Here is a 15304-nt window from a genome sequence, read left to right on the forward strand (position 1 = left end):
CACGCAGATGAACGACGCACAGATCACCCACCCGCTCCCCAACCTGCGCTCGCGCCCCCGCTCGTCGTGGCTGGTGCCGGCCGGGCTGATTCTGCTCAGCCTCATCCCGGTGCTCGCCGGCGCCGCCCGGCTCGGCGAACTGACCGGAGGAGCCGTGCCGACCGTGCACAACGCCCGGTTCCTCGATTCCCCGGTTCCGGTGCTGGCACATATCGTGGGTGCCACGATCTTCAGCCTGATCGGAGCCTTCCAGTTCGTACCGGCCCTGCGCCGCGGCCGCGGCGGCTGGCACCGGGTCGCGGGCCGCATCCTCCTCCTTCCGGCCGGGCTAGTCGCGGCCCTGTCCGGCATGTGGATGGCGGCGTTCTACCCGCATCCGCCCGGCGACGGCCTGATCATGTCGCTGCTTCGCCTCTTCTTCGGGGCCGCGATGGTGGCCAGCCTCGCCCTGGGCATCCGCGCAATTTCGAGCCGCGACCTCGTCGGCCACGGCAGCTGGATGACCCGGGCTTACGCGATCGGGGTGGCAGCCGGCACCCAGGCGCTCCTGCTCATCCCCGGAGCCATCCTGTTCGGGCCCACCGATGAGCCCTCCCGAACGGTGATCATGGGCGCGGCCTGGTTGCTGAACCTGGCGGTGGCCGAAGTGATCATCCGGCGCCGCGCCCGGCCCGGCGCTCGGCCGGTTCGCACGGTTCGGTGAGCACGGTTCGGTGAGCACGGTTCGGTGAGCACGGTTCGGCCCCGTCAGTGCGGGTCGCTGGATCTGGCGGCCTCCCGGGCAGTCCGGTCGGGCGGTCGAGTCCGGCCGGCACCCCGCGCGAGCCGGGGCGCTGCGACCAGCAGCAGCGCGAGCGCGATGACCGCTGCGACGAGGAAACCGAGCTGCGGATCGGCCACGTCGACCACGGCGCCGACCGCGATAGCGGCCCCCGCCGCACACGCATTGACGGCCGTGTTGATCCAGCTGGAGGCCTCGGTGCGCACCTCGACCGCCGTGAGTTCGTCGGCGGTGAGGTAGCCCGCGATCAGCGCGGGCGCCAGGAAAAAGCCGACCAGGGCGAGCACGGCGGCGAAGGCGAGCAGCCCGGACACCAACGCGAGGGCCGCGCACAGCACACTTATCGTCGTGCCGGTGACCAGCAGCCGCACTCCGAGGGAGGCCCGCCAGACGCGTTGCCCGTAGAGCAGCCCGCCGATCGCACTGCCCGCTGCGAAGGCGGCCAGCAGCATCCCCGCCACCTGTACCGAATCGACCTGCACCCAGCCCACCTGTACCGAATCGACCTGCACCCAGCCGACCTGCACCGACCCCGCCTGCACCGAACCCGCCCGCTCGGCCACGGCCGGGGCGGCCACCTCGACGGTGCCGAGCACGCATCCCACCGCCACGAGGGCCATCAGCACCAGGGCGAAGCCGGGTTGCCGCAGCGGACGCAGGGCCGGCGGCGCCGGGGTGCGGCGGGCGCCGCGCTGCCGGGAGGCGCTGCCACCGGTCATGCCGAGGGTGCCGAGCACCGCGATACCGCCCGTCGCCAGCAGCGCCGTCGCGGGGCTGGTCAGCGCGATGATCGCCGCGGCGATCAACGGCCCGGTGGTGAACAGCACCTCTTCGCACACGGCGTCGATGCTGTACGCGCGGGTGCGCTGCGGGCCCGAAGCGGTGAGAGACCCCCGGATCACCCGCATGGCGGCGCCGAGCGGAGGCGGGAAGAGGCCGGTGATGGCGGCGATGCCGACCACGAGCCCGACGGGTATGTCGGGCCGGGTCGTCGCCCACGCCACGCCGCCGAGGCCGAGCGCGAACAGGATGCTCATGGCGCCCAGCGCCACGCGTTGGCCGACCCGGTCGACGATCCGCGCGCGGTAGGGCGAGGCGATCACGTTGGCCAGCCCGAACGCCCCCGTGGCGGCGCCGGCCGCGGCGAAGGATCCGGTGCTGGTCTGCACGCTGTAAAGCAGGGCGAGCGTCACCATGGCGAATGACAGCCGCCCCAGGAGGGCGGGTAGGAAGACCCGGAGAGCTCCCGGTGTGCGGAGCGCCTGCAGGTAGCCGGCGATCACTCCGCGCCGGGATCGGAGGAGAGCGGGGCTTGAGCGGCCGGCGCGTCGGAGGCCGGGGCTTCAGAGGCCGGGGGCACGGGGCTGAGGGTCGCAGGGGTGAGGGGCGCGCGGCTGAGGGTCGCAGGGGTGAGGGGCGCGGGGCTGACGGGCGCAGGGGTGAGGGGCGCGGAGACAGGGGTCTCGGTGGCCGGGGTCGCGGGGCTCGGGGCCGCGAGGGCCGGGGCGACCGGGAAGAGGGCCACCATGGCGGCCACGCGCACGGCACCGGGAGTGCCGGCGGCCACGGCCTCGTCGTGGAGGAGCCGGCCCAGTTCACGCCCGAGGTCGCGCACCCGCTGCCACGCCTCGGCGGGCAGCGAAACCTCGGCGTCGGTGAAGACGATCGGCGCCCCCGGTTCGTAGCGGGCACTGCGCTGCACCAGCTCGGCCGCCATGGCCGACATCAACGCCCGGTGTTCGTCCGCGTCCCCGCTGGCGAGGGCCTCGCCCGACGCCGGATCGTGCCGGTAGCGCTTGGCGACACCGCCACGCACCCGGGCCTCCTCGACCAGCTGCACGAGACCCGCCTGGGCCAACCGGCGCAGGTGGTAGCTCACGTTCGCCTGGCTCTCGCCGAGAACCCGGGCGGCCTCGGCGGCGCTCAGGCTCTCGGCCGTGAGCAGGGAGAGCAGTTTGAGCCGGAGAGGATGGGCCACCACACGCAGGCCCTCGAGGTCGTGGGGAGTGGGCATGGGTCCAGGCTAGACATCCGTTCACCCACTGTCAAACATCTCTTTGAGGGTCTGTGCCGGGGCAACTGGTGCCGCACCGGACAAATGGTCCCGGCGCACCGGGTGCATTTGTCCGCTGCGGGTGCACTTGAGTGCGGGCCAGCGCGCCGGTGAGGCAACGCAGGGCCTCAGAGCAGACCCGTCAGCGCCGCCCACTGCAGCAGGATGACGGTCTTGCCGTCGACGATGCGGCCGTCGGCAACCATAAGCAGAGCGTCGTCGGTCGGGATCTCGAGCACCTCGATGTCCTCGCCCTCCTCGGCCAGGCCACCGCCCGGAGCAACCCGATCGGCGGGCGCGTAGGCGGCCACGTAGAAGTGCACCCGCTCGGTGACGGACCCGGGGCTCATATAGAGGTCGAAGACGTGCCGCAGCTCCCCCACGTCGACGCCGAGCTCCTCGCCCGTCTCGCGGCGGATCGCCACCTCGGGGGCCTCGTCGTCAAGCAGCCCGGCGGCGGTCTCGATGAGCATGCCGTCGGGGTGCCCGTTGGCGTAGGCGGGGTAGCGGAACTGGCGCGTGAGCAACACCGTGCGGCGCACCGGGTCGTAGAGCAGGATGGTCGCTCCGTTGCCGCGGTCATAGGTCTCGCGCTGCTCCCGCACCACGCGGCCGTCGCGGCGCCGGTAGTCGAACGTGGTGCGACGCAGCACGTGCCAACCGTCGCTGGTCACCTCGACCTGGCCCACCGTGACGTCCGGATTGCCGTGCGGCCCGGTCGCGGCCAGGTGCAGCCCGGTGCGGCCGCGGCCGTCGGGCCGGTCCATGCCGGGCCGGCCGGTGGGGGTGCTGCCGACTGCGGCGGTCACGACTGCGGCAGGGGCGCACCGACGCCGGGCACCTCGTCCAGGCTCGTGTACACGGGGATGCCCAGGCGGCGGGCGATGACCACATCCTGGTCGGCCCCCTGGGACTCGCCGGGGAGCCTCAGCACGCCGTCGCACCGCTCGAGCAGGCGCTCGGCGGTGGGGTACATGACGTCGGCGGCCAACGGATGCGCGACATCCGTCACCCCGGCGCTGGCGAGCACGGGCAGCGCCACCCACTCGCCGATCATCGGCAGGTGGCCGGCGCGGAAGATCGGCCAGGCCGCCTCCTCGAGCCGGTCAAGGTTCTGGCGGAGCAGCACGGGGTCGTCGCCCGTGCCCGAGCGGTACGGGCCGGCGATCAGGATCATCAGGGATGCGGCCATATCCGCTAGAGTAATACAACGTGCATAAACATGCACAACTCGGAAGGAACGCGCAATGCTGGCAGCGGAACGACAGGCCCTCCTCCTCGCTCGACTGGCCCGCGACGGCAAGGTGGTGGCCAAGGAGATCGCGGCCGAACTGGGCCTGTCCGACGACAGCGTGCGCCGCGACCTGCGCGAACTCGCGGCCGCTGGCCTCTGCCAGCGCGTCTACGGCGGGGCGCTGCCCGTGTCGGCGGCCCTCGCGCAGTACGCGGACCGCACCCTCGTGCAGCCAGCCAGCAAGGACCGGATCGCCACACGCGCGGCCCAACTGATCACTCCGGGCAGCACCGTCATCCTCGACGGCGGCACGACAACCCTCGCCGTGGTGCGCGCGCTCCCCGCCGAGCTGGTCTGCACCGTCATCACCCACAGCCCCACCATTGCCGCCGCCCTGGTGCCGCACGCGGGCGTGGAGGTCTACCTGATCGGCGGGCGCCTGTTCAAGCACTCGGCGGTCGCCTGCGGAGCCGCCGCGGTCGAGGCCGCCCAGGCGGTGTCGGCCGACCTCTTCCTCCTCGGCGTGACGGGCGTGCACGCCACCGCGGGGCTCACCACCGGAGACGTGGAGGAAGCCGCGATGAAGCGCGCGCTTGCCGGGCGGGCCGCCGACACCTATGTGCTGGCGAGCGCGGAGAAGGTCGGCGCAGCCTCCCCCTACCGGGTGCTGCCGCTCGGCGACGTCGCGGGCATCGTCACCGACACCGCCGCGGACCACCCGGCGCTGGTCGACCTGCGCGACGCCGGCGTCGCCATCCTGGCTGCCTGACTGCCTGCCCTGTTCCCGCGCGCTGTTCCCGCCCGTTCCACGCCCCCGCGCGGCACAACTATGCCCGAAACGGACATTTGCACCCGGTAGGCGGGGTGCAATTGTCCGCTTTGGGCGCAGTTACGGCACCTGGGACGGGGCGGGCCGCTATGGCGGCTACTCGCGCAGGCCGAAGCGGGCGTGGATGGGCGCGGTCCAGCGCGGCGCCCACCAGAGGATGCGCTCGAGCGAGGTCATCACCGCCGGCACCAGCACGATGCGCACCAGCGTCGCATCCAGCAGCACCGCCACCGCCAGGGCCGTGCCGATCTGCTTCATCTGCATGAGCTCGCCCGTGGCGAAGCCCGCGAAGACCAGCACGATGATCAGCGCCGCCGAAGTGATGATGCGCCCCGAACTCTGCAGTCCGGTCTCGATCGCCCTCCGGGTGCTCTCGCCCCTGTCGTGGTGTTCCTTGATCCGGGCCAGCAGGAACATCTCGTAGTCCATCGCCAGTCCGAACCCGAAGGTGAGCACGAGGGTGAGCACGAGCGCGTCGACTCCGGAGATGGTGTCGGGGTCGAAATTCAGCACCCCCGACAGGTTGCCCTCCTGGAACCCCCAGACCAGCACCCCGGCCGCAGCCCCCAACGAGATGGCGCTGATCACCAGGGCGGTCAGCGGGATGACGGCCGACCCGGTCATGAGGAACAGCAAGACGAAGGTGGCCACGGCGATGATGAGCACCGCCAAGGGCGCTCCCTGCGCGAGGGAATCGAGGTAGTCGACGGCCTGCGCTTCGACCCCGCCGACCCAATTCTCGAAGTCCGGCCGGTCACCCCGGATCTCCCGCACCACCTCGGCGCCCTGATGGGTCTCTACCTCGACCCGGGACACCCAGTAGCCGTTCTGGTCGACCGGCGGCGAGACATCCGTCACCCCGGGCAGAGCGGCGACGTCGTCGGCCCACCCGACCGCGGCCGCCTGGTCGGTGCGCGACACCAGGTGCACCCGCGGCGCGGTGGCGAGCGGGAACTCCTCGGAAAGCGTGGTGAGGAAGTCGTATTGGGTGGACGACGGCGGGATGGCGTCGTCGGCACTGTTCGACACCGTCATCGACAGCACCGGGCTGCCGAGCAACAGCAGCACGGCGGAGGCGGCCAGCGCGATCAGCACCGGGGCCCGCTGCACGCCGCGGGCCAGCCGGGAGAACACGCCGTCCTCGGGGGCGATGTCGCCGAACCGGGTGAGCCAGCGGCCCAGGCCCGGGATGCGGGTGAGCAGGCCGGGTTGCAACAAACGGTCGCCCAGGTAGCCGAGCAGGGCCGGCACCAGAACCAGAGCGGTGAGGATGGCGATGAGCACCACGCAGATGGCGCCGATCGCGATGGCCCGGATGATGGACGGTTCGAACACGAGCAGGCCCGCCGTGGCGATCGCAAAGGTCAACCCCGAGTAGAGCACCGTGCGCCCGGCCGTGTTCACCGTGCCGCCCACCGCCTGCAGCATGAGCTCGTGCCGGCTGTGCCGGTGGTGCGTCAGGGTCAACAGCTCGCCGGTGGCCAGCTCGGTTGCCTCGGCGACCGGCGGGCCCGGCCGTCCTGCCGGGGCACCCGGACCCTCGCCACCCACCCGGGCCCGAAACTCCTCCCGAAACCGGCTGACCATGAGCAGGCCGTAGTCGATCGACAGGCCCAGCCCGATCACGGTGATCACGTTCATCACGGTGATGCCGATGTCCATCACGAAGGTGAAGGCGTAGAGCATCCCGAGCGCCCCGATGATCGACGCGATGGCGCCCACGAGCGGGATGCCGGCAGCGAGGAAGCCGCCGAAGATCACCAGCATCACGAGTAGCGCGATGGGCAGGGCGATCAGTTCGCCCTTCTGCAGGTCGGACTCGGCCACGGCGACGAGCGACTCGACCACGAGGGGGGCCCCGCCCACCTCCACCTGGGCGTTGGGATCGAGCTGGCTGACCTCATCGGCCGCCACGTCGAGCCTTTGTTCCACCGAGGTGAGCAGCGCGTCGCTGACGGTGCCGTTGGTGGACTCCATTTCCGCGGTGAAAAGGAGGCCCTCGCCGTCGGCGGAGAGCAGCGGCGCGGCAGCCGGGTTGGGTGTGCCGTCAGGCAGCGGCGGGATGGCGAGGGGGTTGATCACCTGGGTCACCCCGTCGACCTGCTGGAGCCGCAGGGTGGCGGAGTCGAGGATGGCCGCCAGGTCGGGCGAGCTGAGATCGGTGGGGTGCACGAGCAGGGACAGCGACTCGGTCTGCTGTCCGGATGGGCCGGCGAGGCGGTCGGCAGCGTCCTGCGCCTCGCCCTGCACCGAGGGCCCGGCGCTGGAGAGGCGCTGGAAGAGGCTGTCCCCGGTGACGCCGAACAGGGCCGTGGCCGCGCAGGCGGCGAGCGCCACCGCCCAACAGAGCACTGAGATGAGCCGGTGCCGGGCGACGCTCACGCCCCATTTACGCAACATGACGGGTCATCCCTCGGTGTCCCTCCTCGGTGTCCCTCGGCATCCCCTGGCCTTCCTCGGCTGGTGAACGCGTATCCCCACGTTCCCGCTGACCGTCGTACCGCGGCCAAACTACTCCCGTCGGCGCACTCCCGCCCGGCATCGGGTCGACCGGGCTACCCTGCTGCACATGACCACCGTCAGCAAACCCATCCCGCTCGAGCAGTTCTTCGCGGGGCGCGATCCGCTGGCCCGCCCGCTTTTCGACGCCGTGCGCTCGGCCATCCTCCGGATCGGGCCGACCGAGATGCGCGTCACCAAGAGTCAAGTGGCGTTCCGCCGCAACCGGTCGTTCGCCTGGACCTGGTTGCCCGGTCAGTACCTTTCCGGCGCGGTCGCCCCGCTCGTGCTCACCATCGACCTGGACCGGTTCGACACATCACCGCGCTGGAAGGAAGTGGTGGAACCTACCCTCAACCACTTCATGCACCACCTCGAGCTGCGCCGGATGTCGGACCTCGAACCGGGCGTGCTGGGCTGCCTGCGGGAGGCCTGGGCCTCGGCCGGCTGATCCGCGTCGCATTCACCACGCCGTGCGGTGCCGACGCTACAACGTGGTGGCGCCGGGATTCACCAGGAGGAATTCGGTGAGCTGCACCCAACCGTCTGAGGCGGGGTAGGTCACCGTGTCGGCGGAGATGCGGGCACTGCCGATCCCGATGCCGGAGATCGCCAGGCCGCTCTCGTTGCCGGTGCACGAGGCCACGAAGTAGTCGACCTGATCAACAGTTCCGACGAGCCGGCTCGAGCCAGCGTCGATCTCGATGTCTGCGGCGCCTGCGGGCCACGCGTCCTCCGCCTCCCGGGGAGTGTCCAGCACGGCACCGATATGGGGATTGGCAGCGCCTGCGGCACATCCCGAGAGCGCCACGGCCACTCCGGCGATCAGCAGCCCCGCCACCCAGGCCGGTCCGATCTTGGTCCTGCGTTGCATGAGAGCCCCCGCTCGTCGCCACCCGTGGTCGTGGCCGAAATCTAGCACGCACGAGTGCCCGGCTCGCAGCTGACGGCCGTCTCAGCGCAGGATGCGTCCTCGCCGGTGACGCGCGTGAGCACAGTCTGGACCCGGGCGGCAGCCGCCGTTTGTCAGGAGATCGGTCGAAAAAGAGGACGTTTTGGCTAATTCCGTCCCTGTAAAGTCACTTTCTCCCCTTAACGAGGTGCGGCACAGGAAAAGGGGCCGCACAGTGTGCGGCCCCTTTCCGATATGCGCGTGCGACTAGATCTGCACCTCGCCGCGCCAGCCGTCGTTCTGGTTGGCCGGGTTCTCAACGAACTCCTTGAAGTTCTTGAGGTCCTTCTTGATCACGTGGTCGTCCACGCCGAAGACGGCGCCGACCTTCTCGAGAAAGCCCTCCGCCTCCCAGTCCAGCTGCACGGTGACCCTGGAGGTCGTGTCGCTGAGCTTGTGGAAGGTGACCACGCCGGCGTGGTTCTCCTCGCCGGAGGTGCTGTTCCAGGCCACCCGCTCATCGGGGTGCTGCTCGGTGATCACGGCGTCGAACTCTCGTTCGGCTCCGGCGATCTTCACCACCCAGTGCGTGTGCGTGTCGTCGACCTGCTTGATCGACTGCACGAAGTCCAGGAAGTGCGGGAACGACTCGAACTGGGTCCACTGGTTGTACGCGGTGCGTACGGGAACGTCGACGTCGATGGTTTCGATTACTTGGGTCATCGTCTTCCTCTGTCCTCTTCGAGCGGCGGATATTCGCCGCAAGGGAGATTCCGCGATGTCACGGTCTCAGCCATTGGGTGCGCAGCTATTGGAATCACAGTTGCTGCGTTCGTAGTTGTGACGGTCGCACGAGGCGATTCGTCATGCTGACCGGCCGAATTGGTGCGAAATCGCCCAATCGCTTACGCCGTGGCCTTGCCGGTCGGCCTCGTGGAGTCCTTCGCGGTGGGCTTCCGGGGCTTCCGGTCTTCCGCACTGACCATCCAGATGTACTGTTCGAGCTTCAGAATGAAGCCGTTCAGGATGTCGGCGCTGGCCGGGTCCGCCTCGTCGACGGACTCGTGAATCTCGCGGATGTTGTCCACCGTTGCGGTCAGCATCGCCGTGACCAAGGTCACGGTTTCGGTGGTGTCGACCTCGCCGGCGGGGAACTTGGCGAGGTGGGTGGTCTTGGTGACCGTCTCGGTGCGTCCGTCGGGCAGGGCGTCGAGCGCACGCATCCGCTCGGCCAGCTCATCGGTGAAGAGGCGGGCGTCGTCGATGATCTCGTCGAGCTGCAGGTGCAGGTCACGGAAGTTATGCCCTACGACGCTCCAGTGGGCCTGCTTGCCCTGAATGTGAAGCTCGATCAAGTCGACGAGCACGGACTGGAGGTTGCTGCCGAGCTCTGCGGATGCCTTCATGGGATTCCCTTCGTCACCAGCGGGAACGGTGACGGCCGAGGGTTCAGCCGACGTCCCGCCTGTTTCAGACAGCACATTAGCAGCGTCCCCCGACAGGGAAGGGACTCAGGTTTTTCTCAGTTTCGCCGCCGACCCGCCGGATATCGTTTCCACTCTCTCGCACCTTCGTGCGAATAATTTCAGACCGAAAGAGCATCATGACCACCGCCGCGCCCCGTTCCCTGCCCTACCCGTTGGGTGCCACCCTCGTCGATGGAGGCGTCGACATGGCGGTGTACTCCGAGACGGCCGACAGCATCGAGTTCTGCGTTTTCGACGAGAACGGCACCGAGACGCGCACGACGCTGGACCAGCGCACCGGCCACGTTTTCCACGGCATCGTGCCCGGCGCCGGGTGGGCACCCGGTACGGCCTGCGGGTGCACGGACCCTGGGATCCCGCCAACGGCCTGCGGCACAACCCGAACAAACTGCTGCTCGACCCGCACGCCACCGCCGTCTCAGGTGAGTACACCTGGGGCCAAGAAGTTTTCGGCCACGACCAGCAAAATCCTGAGCAGCTGGACGAGAGCGACTCCGCCGGCCGCACCCCGCTGTGTGTGATCACCGACCCGGCATTCGACTGGGCCGACGACACCGCCCCGGCGACCCCGCTGGCCGACTCGGTCATCTACGAGGTACACGTCAAGGGCTTCACCAAGACCCACCCCGACGTGCCCGAGGACATCCGCGGCACCTACGCCGGGCTGGCCAGCCCGGCCGCCATCAAGCACTTCACCGACCTCGGCGTGACCGCCGTGGAGCTCATCCCGGTGCAGCAGTTCGTGCAGGACAGCCACCTCGAAGAAAAGGGCCTGCGCAACTACTGGGGCTACAACACCATCGGGTTCTTCGCCCCGCACGGCGACTACGCCGCGGCCGGTGACACCGGCGCCCAGGTGAACGAATTCAAGGAGATGGTCAAGGCGCTGCACGCCGCCGGCCTCGAGGTGATCCTCGACGTGGTCTACAACCACACCGCCGAGGGCAACCACATGGGCCCCACCCTCTCGTTCAAGGGCATCGACAACGAGGCCTACTACCGCCTGGTCGAGGGTGACCGGGGCAACTACTTCGACACCACCGGCACCGGCAACAGCGTGAACGTGAGCCACCCGGCCGCGCTCGGCCTGATCATGGATTCACTGCGCTACTGGGTCACCGAGATGCACGTCGACGGTTTCCGCTTCGACCTGGCCACCACCCTCACCCGGCAAGGCGGCGACGCCGACCTGCACAGCGCCTTCCTCACCCTCATCCAGCAAGACCCGGTGCTCGCGCCGGTCAAGATGATCGCTGAGCCCTGGGACACCGCCGGGTACCAGGTCGGCGGCTTCCCGGCCGACTGGTCGGAGTGGAACGGCAAGTTCCGCGACGACGTGCGCGGCTTCTGGCACGGTAACGCCTCCCTGCTCAGCACCCTGTCGCAGCGAGTGCTCGGCAGCCCCGACGTCTACGAGGCCGACCGCCGCTCGCCGCTGTCCAGCGTCAACTTCGTGACCGCGCACGACGGCTTCACCCTGGCCGACCTCACCATGTACGACGAGAAGCACAACGAGGCCAACGGCGAAGACAACAACGACGGCGAGAGCGACAACCAGTCCACCAACAACGGCATCGAGGGTCCCACCGACGACGCCGAGGTGAACGAGCGCCGCGACCGGATGCGCCGCAACCTCATGGCCACCCTGCTGCTGTCCGCGGGTGTGCCGATGATCCTCGGCGGCGACGAACTCGGCCGCAGCCAGGGCGGCAACAACAACGCCTACTGCCAGGACGACGAGATCTCCTGGTTCGACTGGGCCAACACCGATGACGATCTGCTGGACTTCACCCGCACGCTGCTCGAGCTGCGCCGCGAGAACCCAGCGCTCCGCCCCGACTGGTTCCGGCAGGCACCCAGTGCCCAGTCGACAGACACCGTGCGGGTGCTACGGGCGGATGCCGAGGAGTTCACCGACGAGGACTGGACCGACGACGACGCCCACGCCATCACCTTCGTGCTGGAACATGCCGGGGAGGACGCGTTCGCCCTGCTGCTGAACGCGGCCGCGAACGGGGTGGAATTCAGCATCCCCGCCGCGCCGAACACCGAGTGGGAACTAGCGGCGTCAAGCGACCCCGGCCAGCAGGTGACGGCACCCGTGAGCACCCTCATCGTGCGGGACGGCTCGTTCACGCTGCTGCGGTCGCGCCGCTGAGCCGGCGGCGGCCGGCCTGAGGCCGGCCGCCGCTCAGGCGCCCTCAGGCGCTTGCGCTTTTGTTTCGAATTCGGCCAATATAGAAACGCCGCCAGCGCCAATTTTTGGGGTTCGAGCGCCGGCGTGCAGTTCTCAGCACCGTCTCGGCACGCCTGGACCCGCGTGCCGTCGATAGCGCCCGCATCCATTCGAAAGGCACTTCCATGTCCCGCACCACGTCCCGTTTGAGGGTCATCATCGCCGCCGCCGTCTTCTCGGTGGGCGCCCTCACCCTGTCGGGCTGCAGCGCGATCACCGACCTGTTCCCCAAGGAAGCCGCCCGCGACGCCGAGACCCAGGAGATCAGCGAGGCCGGTAAGGCCGACGTCTTCACCCTGGCCGTCGGCGACTGCTTCAACGACCAGGATGCCGAGCAGATCGACAGCGTCCAGGCGATTCCCTGCACCGACGCCCACGACTACGAGGCCTACTTCGCCTTCGACGTGAGCGACGACGAGGCTTACCCCGGTGAGGACGCCATCACGACCGTGGCGGAGGAGCGTTGTATGACCGAGTTCGAGACCTTCGTGGGCTCGGACTACGAGGCGTCCACCCTGGACTTCAACTACCTTTCCCCCACCGAGGGCAGCTGGGAGAACGGCGACCACGAGATCCTCTGCATCGTGATGGGCCCCGACAAGACCACCGGTTCACTGGCCGGGGTGGCTCTCTGAGCCTCGCCCGCCACACCACGGCGCAGGACACAATGTGTCGGATCACAAACACATAGAGGATTCTTAGAGTCTGAACACCCTCTTCGCAGGTCTGAGGGCGTACCGTAGTACTCGGAGTTCCCCCACTCCAAACATCGGCCCCGGCGCCCGCTCCCTTTCCCCCAAAGCGTGAGCGGCACCGGGGCTTTTCGCTGCTCTGAACCGGCTGGCGCAGCGGCGCTCCATCCAGTGATCGGGTGCGGCCACGGTGTCGAAACCGAACTTGGCGTAGAGCCCGTGGGCGGTGGAGGTGGCCAGCGCCACGCGCCGGAGGTTCAGCCCGTCGAGCACCGCGGCGACATTCTCGATAAGCACCACGCCTACGCCGTTGCCGCGTTCGGCCGGGTCCACGAACACATCGCAGAGCCAGGCGAAGGTGACCGAGTCGGTGACCAGGCGCGCGTAGGCGACCTGGCGGCCCGTGAGCGCGTCGAACATGCCGAAGTTCACGGATGCGTCCATCGCGGCATCCTGCACGGCTCGCGTGCGACCCAGCGCCCAGTACGCCTCGGTGCTCAGCCAGGCGTGCACGAGGGCGCGGTCCATCTCGGCGGTGTCTGAAGAAAAGCGGTAGTCGGCATCCGTCATGCGATCACTCAACCGGACCCGACCGCGCAAGCGCAAACCCGCTCCCGCGAACCGCGTCGGATGGGAGGCGTTAGGGGTTCGTGAGGATTCCGGTGACCGGTTCACGGCGGGTGTTTACTCAGTTCGTGCTCGTGCGGAGCACACGTGCCGGCCGCCAGAACGACGGCCCATGAATGGAGTGAACGCATGCTCGACATCGTCTACGTGCTCGGCGTCATCGCCGTGTTCGCGCTCATCGGCCTGGTGGCCTGGGGGGTGGCCAAACTGTGATCGTCTTCAACGTCGTCGCCGCGGTGCTCGCCGTAGCCGCCATCGGCTACCTGGTCTTCGCCCTCGTGAAGCCGGAGCGGTTCTAGTGCCGGTCTGGCTGGGCATCCTGCAGGCCCTCACTCTCGTGGCCGTGCTCGCGGTCATCTACCGTCCGCTCGGTGACTACATGGCCACCATCTACTCCTCACGCAAGCACCTCGCCGTCGAGCGCGGTTTCTATCGGCTGATCGGGGTGGATCCCCGCGGCGAGCAGACCTGGTCTGCCTACCTGCGCGGCGTTCTCGCGTTCTCGCTCGTGGGGGTGCTGGTCGTCTACGCGATCCAGCGCGCCCAGGCCGTCCTGCCGTATTCGCTGGGGTTCCCCGCGGTGCCTGAGGGGCTCTCGTTCAACACCGCGGCGTCGTTCGTCACCAACACCAACTGGCAGTCGTACTCCCCCGATGTGACCCTGGGCTACACGGTGCAGCTCACCGGGCTCGCGGTGCAGAACTTCGTCTCGGCCGCCGTGGGCCTGGCCGTGGCCATCGCCCTCGTGCGCGGCCTGATGCTGCGCCGCTCCGGCACCATCGGCAACTTCTGGGTGGACCTCACCCGTGGGGTGCTGCGCCTGCTCCTGCCGCTGGCGGTCATCGGCGCGATCGTGCTGCTGGCCGGCGGGGTGATCCAGAACGTCACCGGATTCACCGATGTGAGCACCCTCACCGGTGCCACCCAGTCGATCCCGGGCGGTCCGGTGGCCTCCCAGGAGGCGATCAAGGAGCTCGGCACCAACGGTGGCGGTTTCTTCAACGCCAACTCGTCGCATCCATTCGAGAACCCGACCGCCTGGACCAGCCTGTTCCAGATCGTGCTGATGCTGGCGATCCCGTTCAGCCTGCCGCGCACCTTCGGCACCCTGGTGGGCGACAAACGTCAGGGCTACGCGATCCTGGCCACCATGGTCACGATCTTCGTGGTCTCACTCACGGCGCTCACTCTTTTCGAACTGGGCGGGGCCGGCACCGCGCCGGGCCTGGCCGGCGGCGCCATGGAGGGCAAGGAGACCCGGTTCGGCATCTGGGGGTCGACCCTGTTCGCCACGACCTCCACCCTCACCTCCACCGGAGCGGTCAACTCCATGCACGACTCCTACACGGCGCTGGGCGGCATGATGCCGATGCTCAACATGATGCTCGGCGAGGTCGCCCCCGGCGGCGTCGGCTCCGGCCTCTACGGCATGCTGATCCTGGCCGTGATCGCGGTCTTCGTGGCCGGCCTGCTGGTGGGCCGCACCCCGGAGTACCTGGGCAAGAAGATCGGCCCGCGCGAGATCAAGCTCGCCAGCCTGTACATCCTGATCACACCGACCCTGGTGCTGCTCGGCACCGCGCTGTCCTTCGCCATTCCGGCGATCCGAGCGGATGTGGAGACCACGTCGATCTGGAATCCCGGCCTGCACGGCTTCTCCGAGGTGTTGTACGCCTTCACCTCCGCGGCCAACAACAACGGCTCGGCGTTCGCCGGGCTCACCGCCAACACGCCCTGGCTCAACACGGCGCTCGGTGTGGTGATGCTGCTCGGCCGATTCCTGCCGATGGTGTTCGTGCTGGCCCTGGCCGGCTCCTTCGCCGCACAGGACCGGGTGCCGGCCACCGTGGGCACCCTGCCCACCAACCGGCCCCAGTTCGTGGGCCTGCTCATCGGCGTGACGCTCATCATCACCGCCCTCACCTATTTCCCCGTACTCGCGCTGGGTCCCCTGGCGGAAGGGCTGCAGTAAGC

Annotated in this window: 17 protein-coding genes and 1 pseudogene; 9 read left to right on the forward strand and 9 right to left on the reverse strand. The window is 69.1% G+C overall.

The window, feature by feature from the left end:
• Positions 1-7 precede the first annotated feature (7 nt).
• Positions 8-703, forward strand: a complete 696-nt coding sequence (locus KY500_RS16025; RefSeq protein ID WP_219901395.1) for a DUF2306 domain-containing protein — start codon at positions 8-10, stop codon at positions 701-703.
• Between the two features lie 44 nt (positions 704-747).
• On the opposite strand, the gene KY500_RS16030 is transcribed toward KY500_RS16025, so the two are convergent.
• The 4 genes from KY500_RS16030 to KY500_RS16045 form a co-directional block, all read right to left on the reverse strand.
• On the reverse strand, positions 748-2064 hold the full coding sequence (locus tag KY500_RS16030; RefSeq protein ID WP_219901396.1) for an MFS transporter: 1317 nt from the start codon (positions 2062-2064) through the stop codon (positions 748-750).
• Positions 2061-2795 (reverse strand): helix-turn-helix domain-containing protein, encoded by a 735-nt coding sequence (locus tag KY500_RS16035; RefSeq protein WP_219901397.1) that lies wholly within the window; start codon positions 2793-2795, stop codon positions 2061-2063. Before KY500_RS16035 ends, KY500_RS16030 begins: the two co-directional genes overlap by 4 nt.
• 167 nt (positions 2796-2962) lie before the next feature.
• Entirely contained in the window at positions 2963-3601 is a 639-nt protein-coding gene (locus tag KY500_RS16040) for an NUDIX domain-containing protein (protein ID WP_219903488.1), read from the reverse strand.
• A gap of 38 nt (positions 3602-3639) precedes the next feature.
• The gene (locus KY500_RS16045) at positions 3640-4026 is read right to left on the reverse strand and encodes a DUF4406 domain-containing protein (protein WP_255579452.1); all 387 of its coding nucleotides are present in this window, start codon (positions 4024-4026) and stop codon (positions 3640-3642) included.
• A 55-nt stretch (positions 4027-4081) separates the two neighbouring features.
• Between KY500_RS16045 and KY500_RS16050 the strand changes: the two genes are divergently transcribed.
• The gene (locus KY500_RS16050; protein ID WP_219901398.1) at positions 4082-4837 is read left to right on the forward strand and encodes a DeoR/GlpR family DNA-binding transcription regulator; all 756 of its coding nucleotides are present in this window, start codon (positions 4082-4084) and stop codon (positions 4835-4837) included.
• A gap of 156 nt (positions 4838-4993) precedes the next feature.
• On the opposite strand, the gene KY500_RS16055 is transcribed toward KY500_RS16050, so the two are convergent.
• Entirely contained in the window at positions 4994-7297 is a 2304-nt protein-coding gene (locus KY500_RS16055) for an MMPL family transporter (protein ID WP_219901399.1), read from the reverse strand.
• A gap of 169 nt (positions 7298-7466) precedes the next feature.
• Between KY500_RS16055 and KY500_RS16060 the strand changes: the two genes are divergently transcribed.
• Positions 7467-7847, forward strand: coding sequence for a DUF5655 domain-containing protein (locus tag KY500_RS16060; protein WP_219901400.1), 381 nt, complete (start codon positions 7467-7469; stop codon positions 7845-7847).
• 36 nt (positions 7848-7883) lie between these two features.
• Here the strand turns inward: KY500_RS16060 and KY500_RS16065 are convergent, their stop codons facing one another.
• The 3 genes from KY500_RS16065 to KY500_RS16075 all read right to left on the reverse strand — a co-directional run bounded on the left by KY500_RS16065 (position 7884) and on the right by KY500_RS16075 (position 9694).
• Positions 7884-8270, reverse strand: coding sequence for a hypothetical protein (locus tag KY500_RS16065; protein WP_219901401.1), 387 nt, complete (start codon positions 8268-8270; stop codon positions 7884-7886).
• 285 nt (positions 8271-8555) lie between these two features.
• A complete protein-coding gene (locus KY500_RS16070; RefSeq protein WP_219901402.1) occupies positions 8556-9011 on the reverse strand; it encodes an SRPBCC family protein in 456 nt (151 codons plus the stop codon).
• A 182-nt stretch (positions 9012-9193) separates the two neighbouring features.
• Positions 9194-9694, reverse strand: a complete 501-nt coding sequence (locus KY500_RS16075; protein WP_219901403.1) for a Dps family protein — start codon at positions 9692-9694, stop codon at positions 9194-9196.
• Between the two features lie 266 nt (positions 9695-9960).
• Between KY500_RS16075 and KY500_RS19835 the strand changes: the two are divergent.
• From KY500_RS19835 to KY500_RS16085, 3 genes and pseudogenes are all read left to right on the forward strand, one after another.
• Positions 9961-10035: pseudogene (locus tag KY500_RS19835) on the forward strand (hypothetical protein); the annotation flags it as partial.
• A gap of 77 nt (positions 10036-10112) precedes the next feature.
• Entirely contained in the window at positions 10113-11933 is a 1821-nt protein-coding gene (gene glgX, locus KY500_RS16080) for a glycogen debranching protein GlgX (RefSeq protein ID WP_370626825.1), read from the forward strand.
• Positions 11934-12136: 203 nt separating this feature from the next.
• Complete coding sequence (locus KY500_RS16085; protein WP_066598566.1) at positions 12137-12646, forward strand: septum formation family protein; 510 nt, start codon at positions 12137-12139, stop codon at positions 12644-12646.
• A 63-nt stretch (positions 12647-12709) separates the two neighbouring features.
• Here KY500_RS16085 and KY500_RS16090 read toward each other — a convergent pair whose 3' ends face one another.
• The gene (locus KY500_RS16090; protein ID WP_219901404.1) at positions 12710-13273 is read right to left on the reverse strand and encodes a GNAT family N-acetyltransferase; all 564 of its coding nucleotides are present in this window, start codon (positions 13271-13273) and stop codon (positions 12710-12712) included.
• A 144-nt stretch (positions 13274-13417) separates the two neighbouring features.
• Here KY500_RS16090 and KY500_RS19525 point away from each other — a divergent pair, with 144 nt between their 5' ends.
• From KY500_RS19525 to kdpA, 3 genes are read left to right on the forward strand one after another with little or no spacing between them, the layout of a single operon-like run.
• Positions 13418-13543 (forward strand): hypothetical protein, encoded by a 126-nt coding sequence (locus KY500_RS19525; RefSeq protein ID WP_255579453.1) that lies wholly within the window; start codon positions 13418-13420, stop codon positions 13541-13543.
• Positions 13540-13629, forward strand: coding sequence for a K(+)-transporting ATPase subunit F (gene kdpF / locus KY500_RS16095; RefSeq protein ID WP_219901405.1), 90 nt, complete (start codon positions 13540-13542; stop codon positions 13627-13629). The genes KY500_RS19525 and kdpF overlap by 4 nt, the downstream gene beginning before the upstream one ends.
• Positions 13629-15302 (forward strand): potassium-transporting ATPase subunit KdpA, encoded by a 1674-nt coding sequence (kdpA, locus tag KY500_RS16100; protein ID WP_219901406.1) that lies wholly within the window; start codon positions 13629-13631, stop codon positions 15300-15302. Before kdpF ends, kdpA begins: the two co-directional genes overlap by 1 nt.
• Positions 15303-15304 lie beyond the last annotated feature (2 nt).

Origin of the sequence: Cryobacterium sp. PAMC25264 (genome assembly GCF_019443325.1) — a bacterium.
Lineage (GTDB): Bacteria > Actinomycetota > Actinomycetes > Actinomycetales > Microbacteriaceae > Cryobacterium.

Excerpts from the sequence above, each read along its gene's own strand:
- KY500_RS16025 (WP_219901395.1), top strand. The coding sequence starts at position 8 with ATGAACGACGCACAGATCACCCACCCGCTCCCCAACCTGCGCTCGCGC.
- KY500_RS16035 (WP_219901397.1), bottom strand. The coding sequence starts at position 2,795 with ATGCCCACTCCCCACGACCTCGAGGGCCTGCGTGTGGTGGCCCATCCT.
- KY500_RS16040 (WP_219903488.1), bottom strand. The coding sequence starts at position 3,601 with ATGGACCGGCCCGACGGCCGCGGCCGCACCGGGCTGCACCTGGCCGCG.
- KY500_RS16045 (WP_255579452.1), bottom strand. The coding sequence starts at position 4,026 with ATGGCCGCATCCCTGATGATCCTGATCGCCGGCCCGTACCGCTCGGGC.
- KY500_RS16050 (WP_219901398.1), top strand. The coding sequence starts at position 4,082 with ATGCTGGCAGCGGAACGACAGGCCCTCCTCCTCGCTCGACTGGCCCGC.
- KY500_RS16055 (WP_219901399.1), bottom strand. The coding sequence starts at position 7,297 with ATGTTGCGTAAATGGGGCGTGAGCGTCGCCCGGCACCGGCTCATCTCA.
- KY500_RS16060 (WP_219901400.1), top strand. The coding sequence starts at position 7,467 with ATGACCACCGTCAGCAAACCCATCCCGCTCGAGCAGTTCTTCGCGGGG.
- KY500_RS16065 (WP_219901401.1), bottom strand. The coding sequence starts at position 8,270 with ATGCAACGCAGGACCAAGATCGGACCGGCCTGGGTGGCGGGGCTGCTG.
- KY500_RS16070 (WP_219901402.1), bottom strand. The coding sequence starts at position 9,011 with ATGACCCAAGTAATCGAAACCATCGACGTCGACGTTCCCGTACGCACC.
- KY500_RS16075 (WP_219901403.1), bottom strand. The coding sequence starts at position 9,694 with ATGAAGGCATCCGCAGAGCTCGGCAGCAACCTCCAGTCCGTGCTCGTC.
- KY500_RS16085 (WP_066598566.1), top strand. The coding sequence starts at position 12,137 with ATGTCCCGCACCACGTCCCGTTTGAGGGTCATCATCGCCGCCGCCGTC.
- KY500_RS16090 (WP_219901404.1), bottom strand. The coding sequence starts at position 13,273 with ATGACGGATGCCGACTACCGCTTTTCTTCAGACACCGCCGAGATGGAC.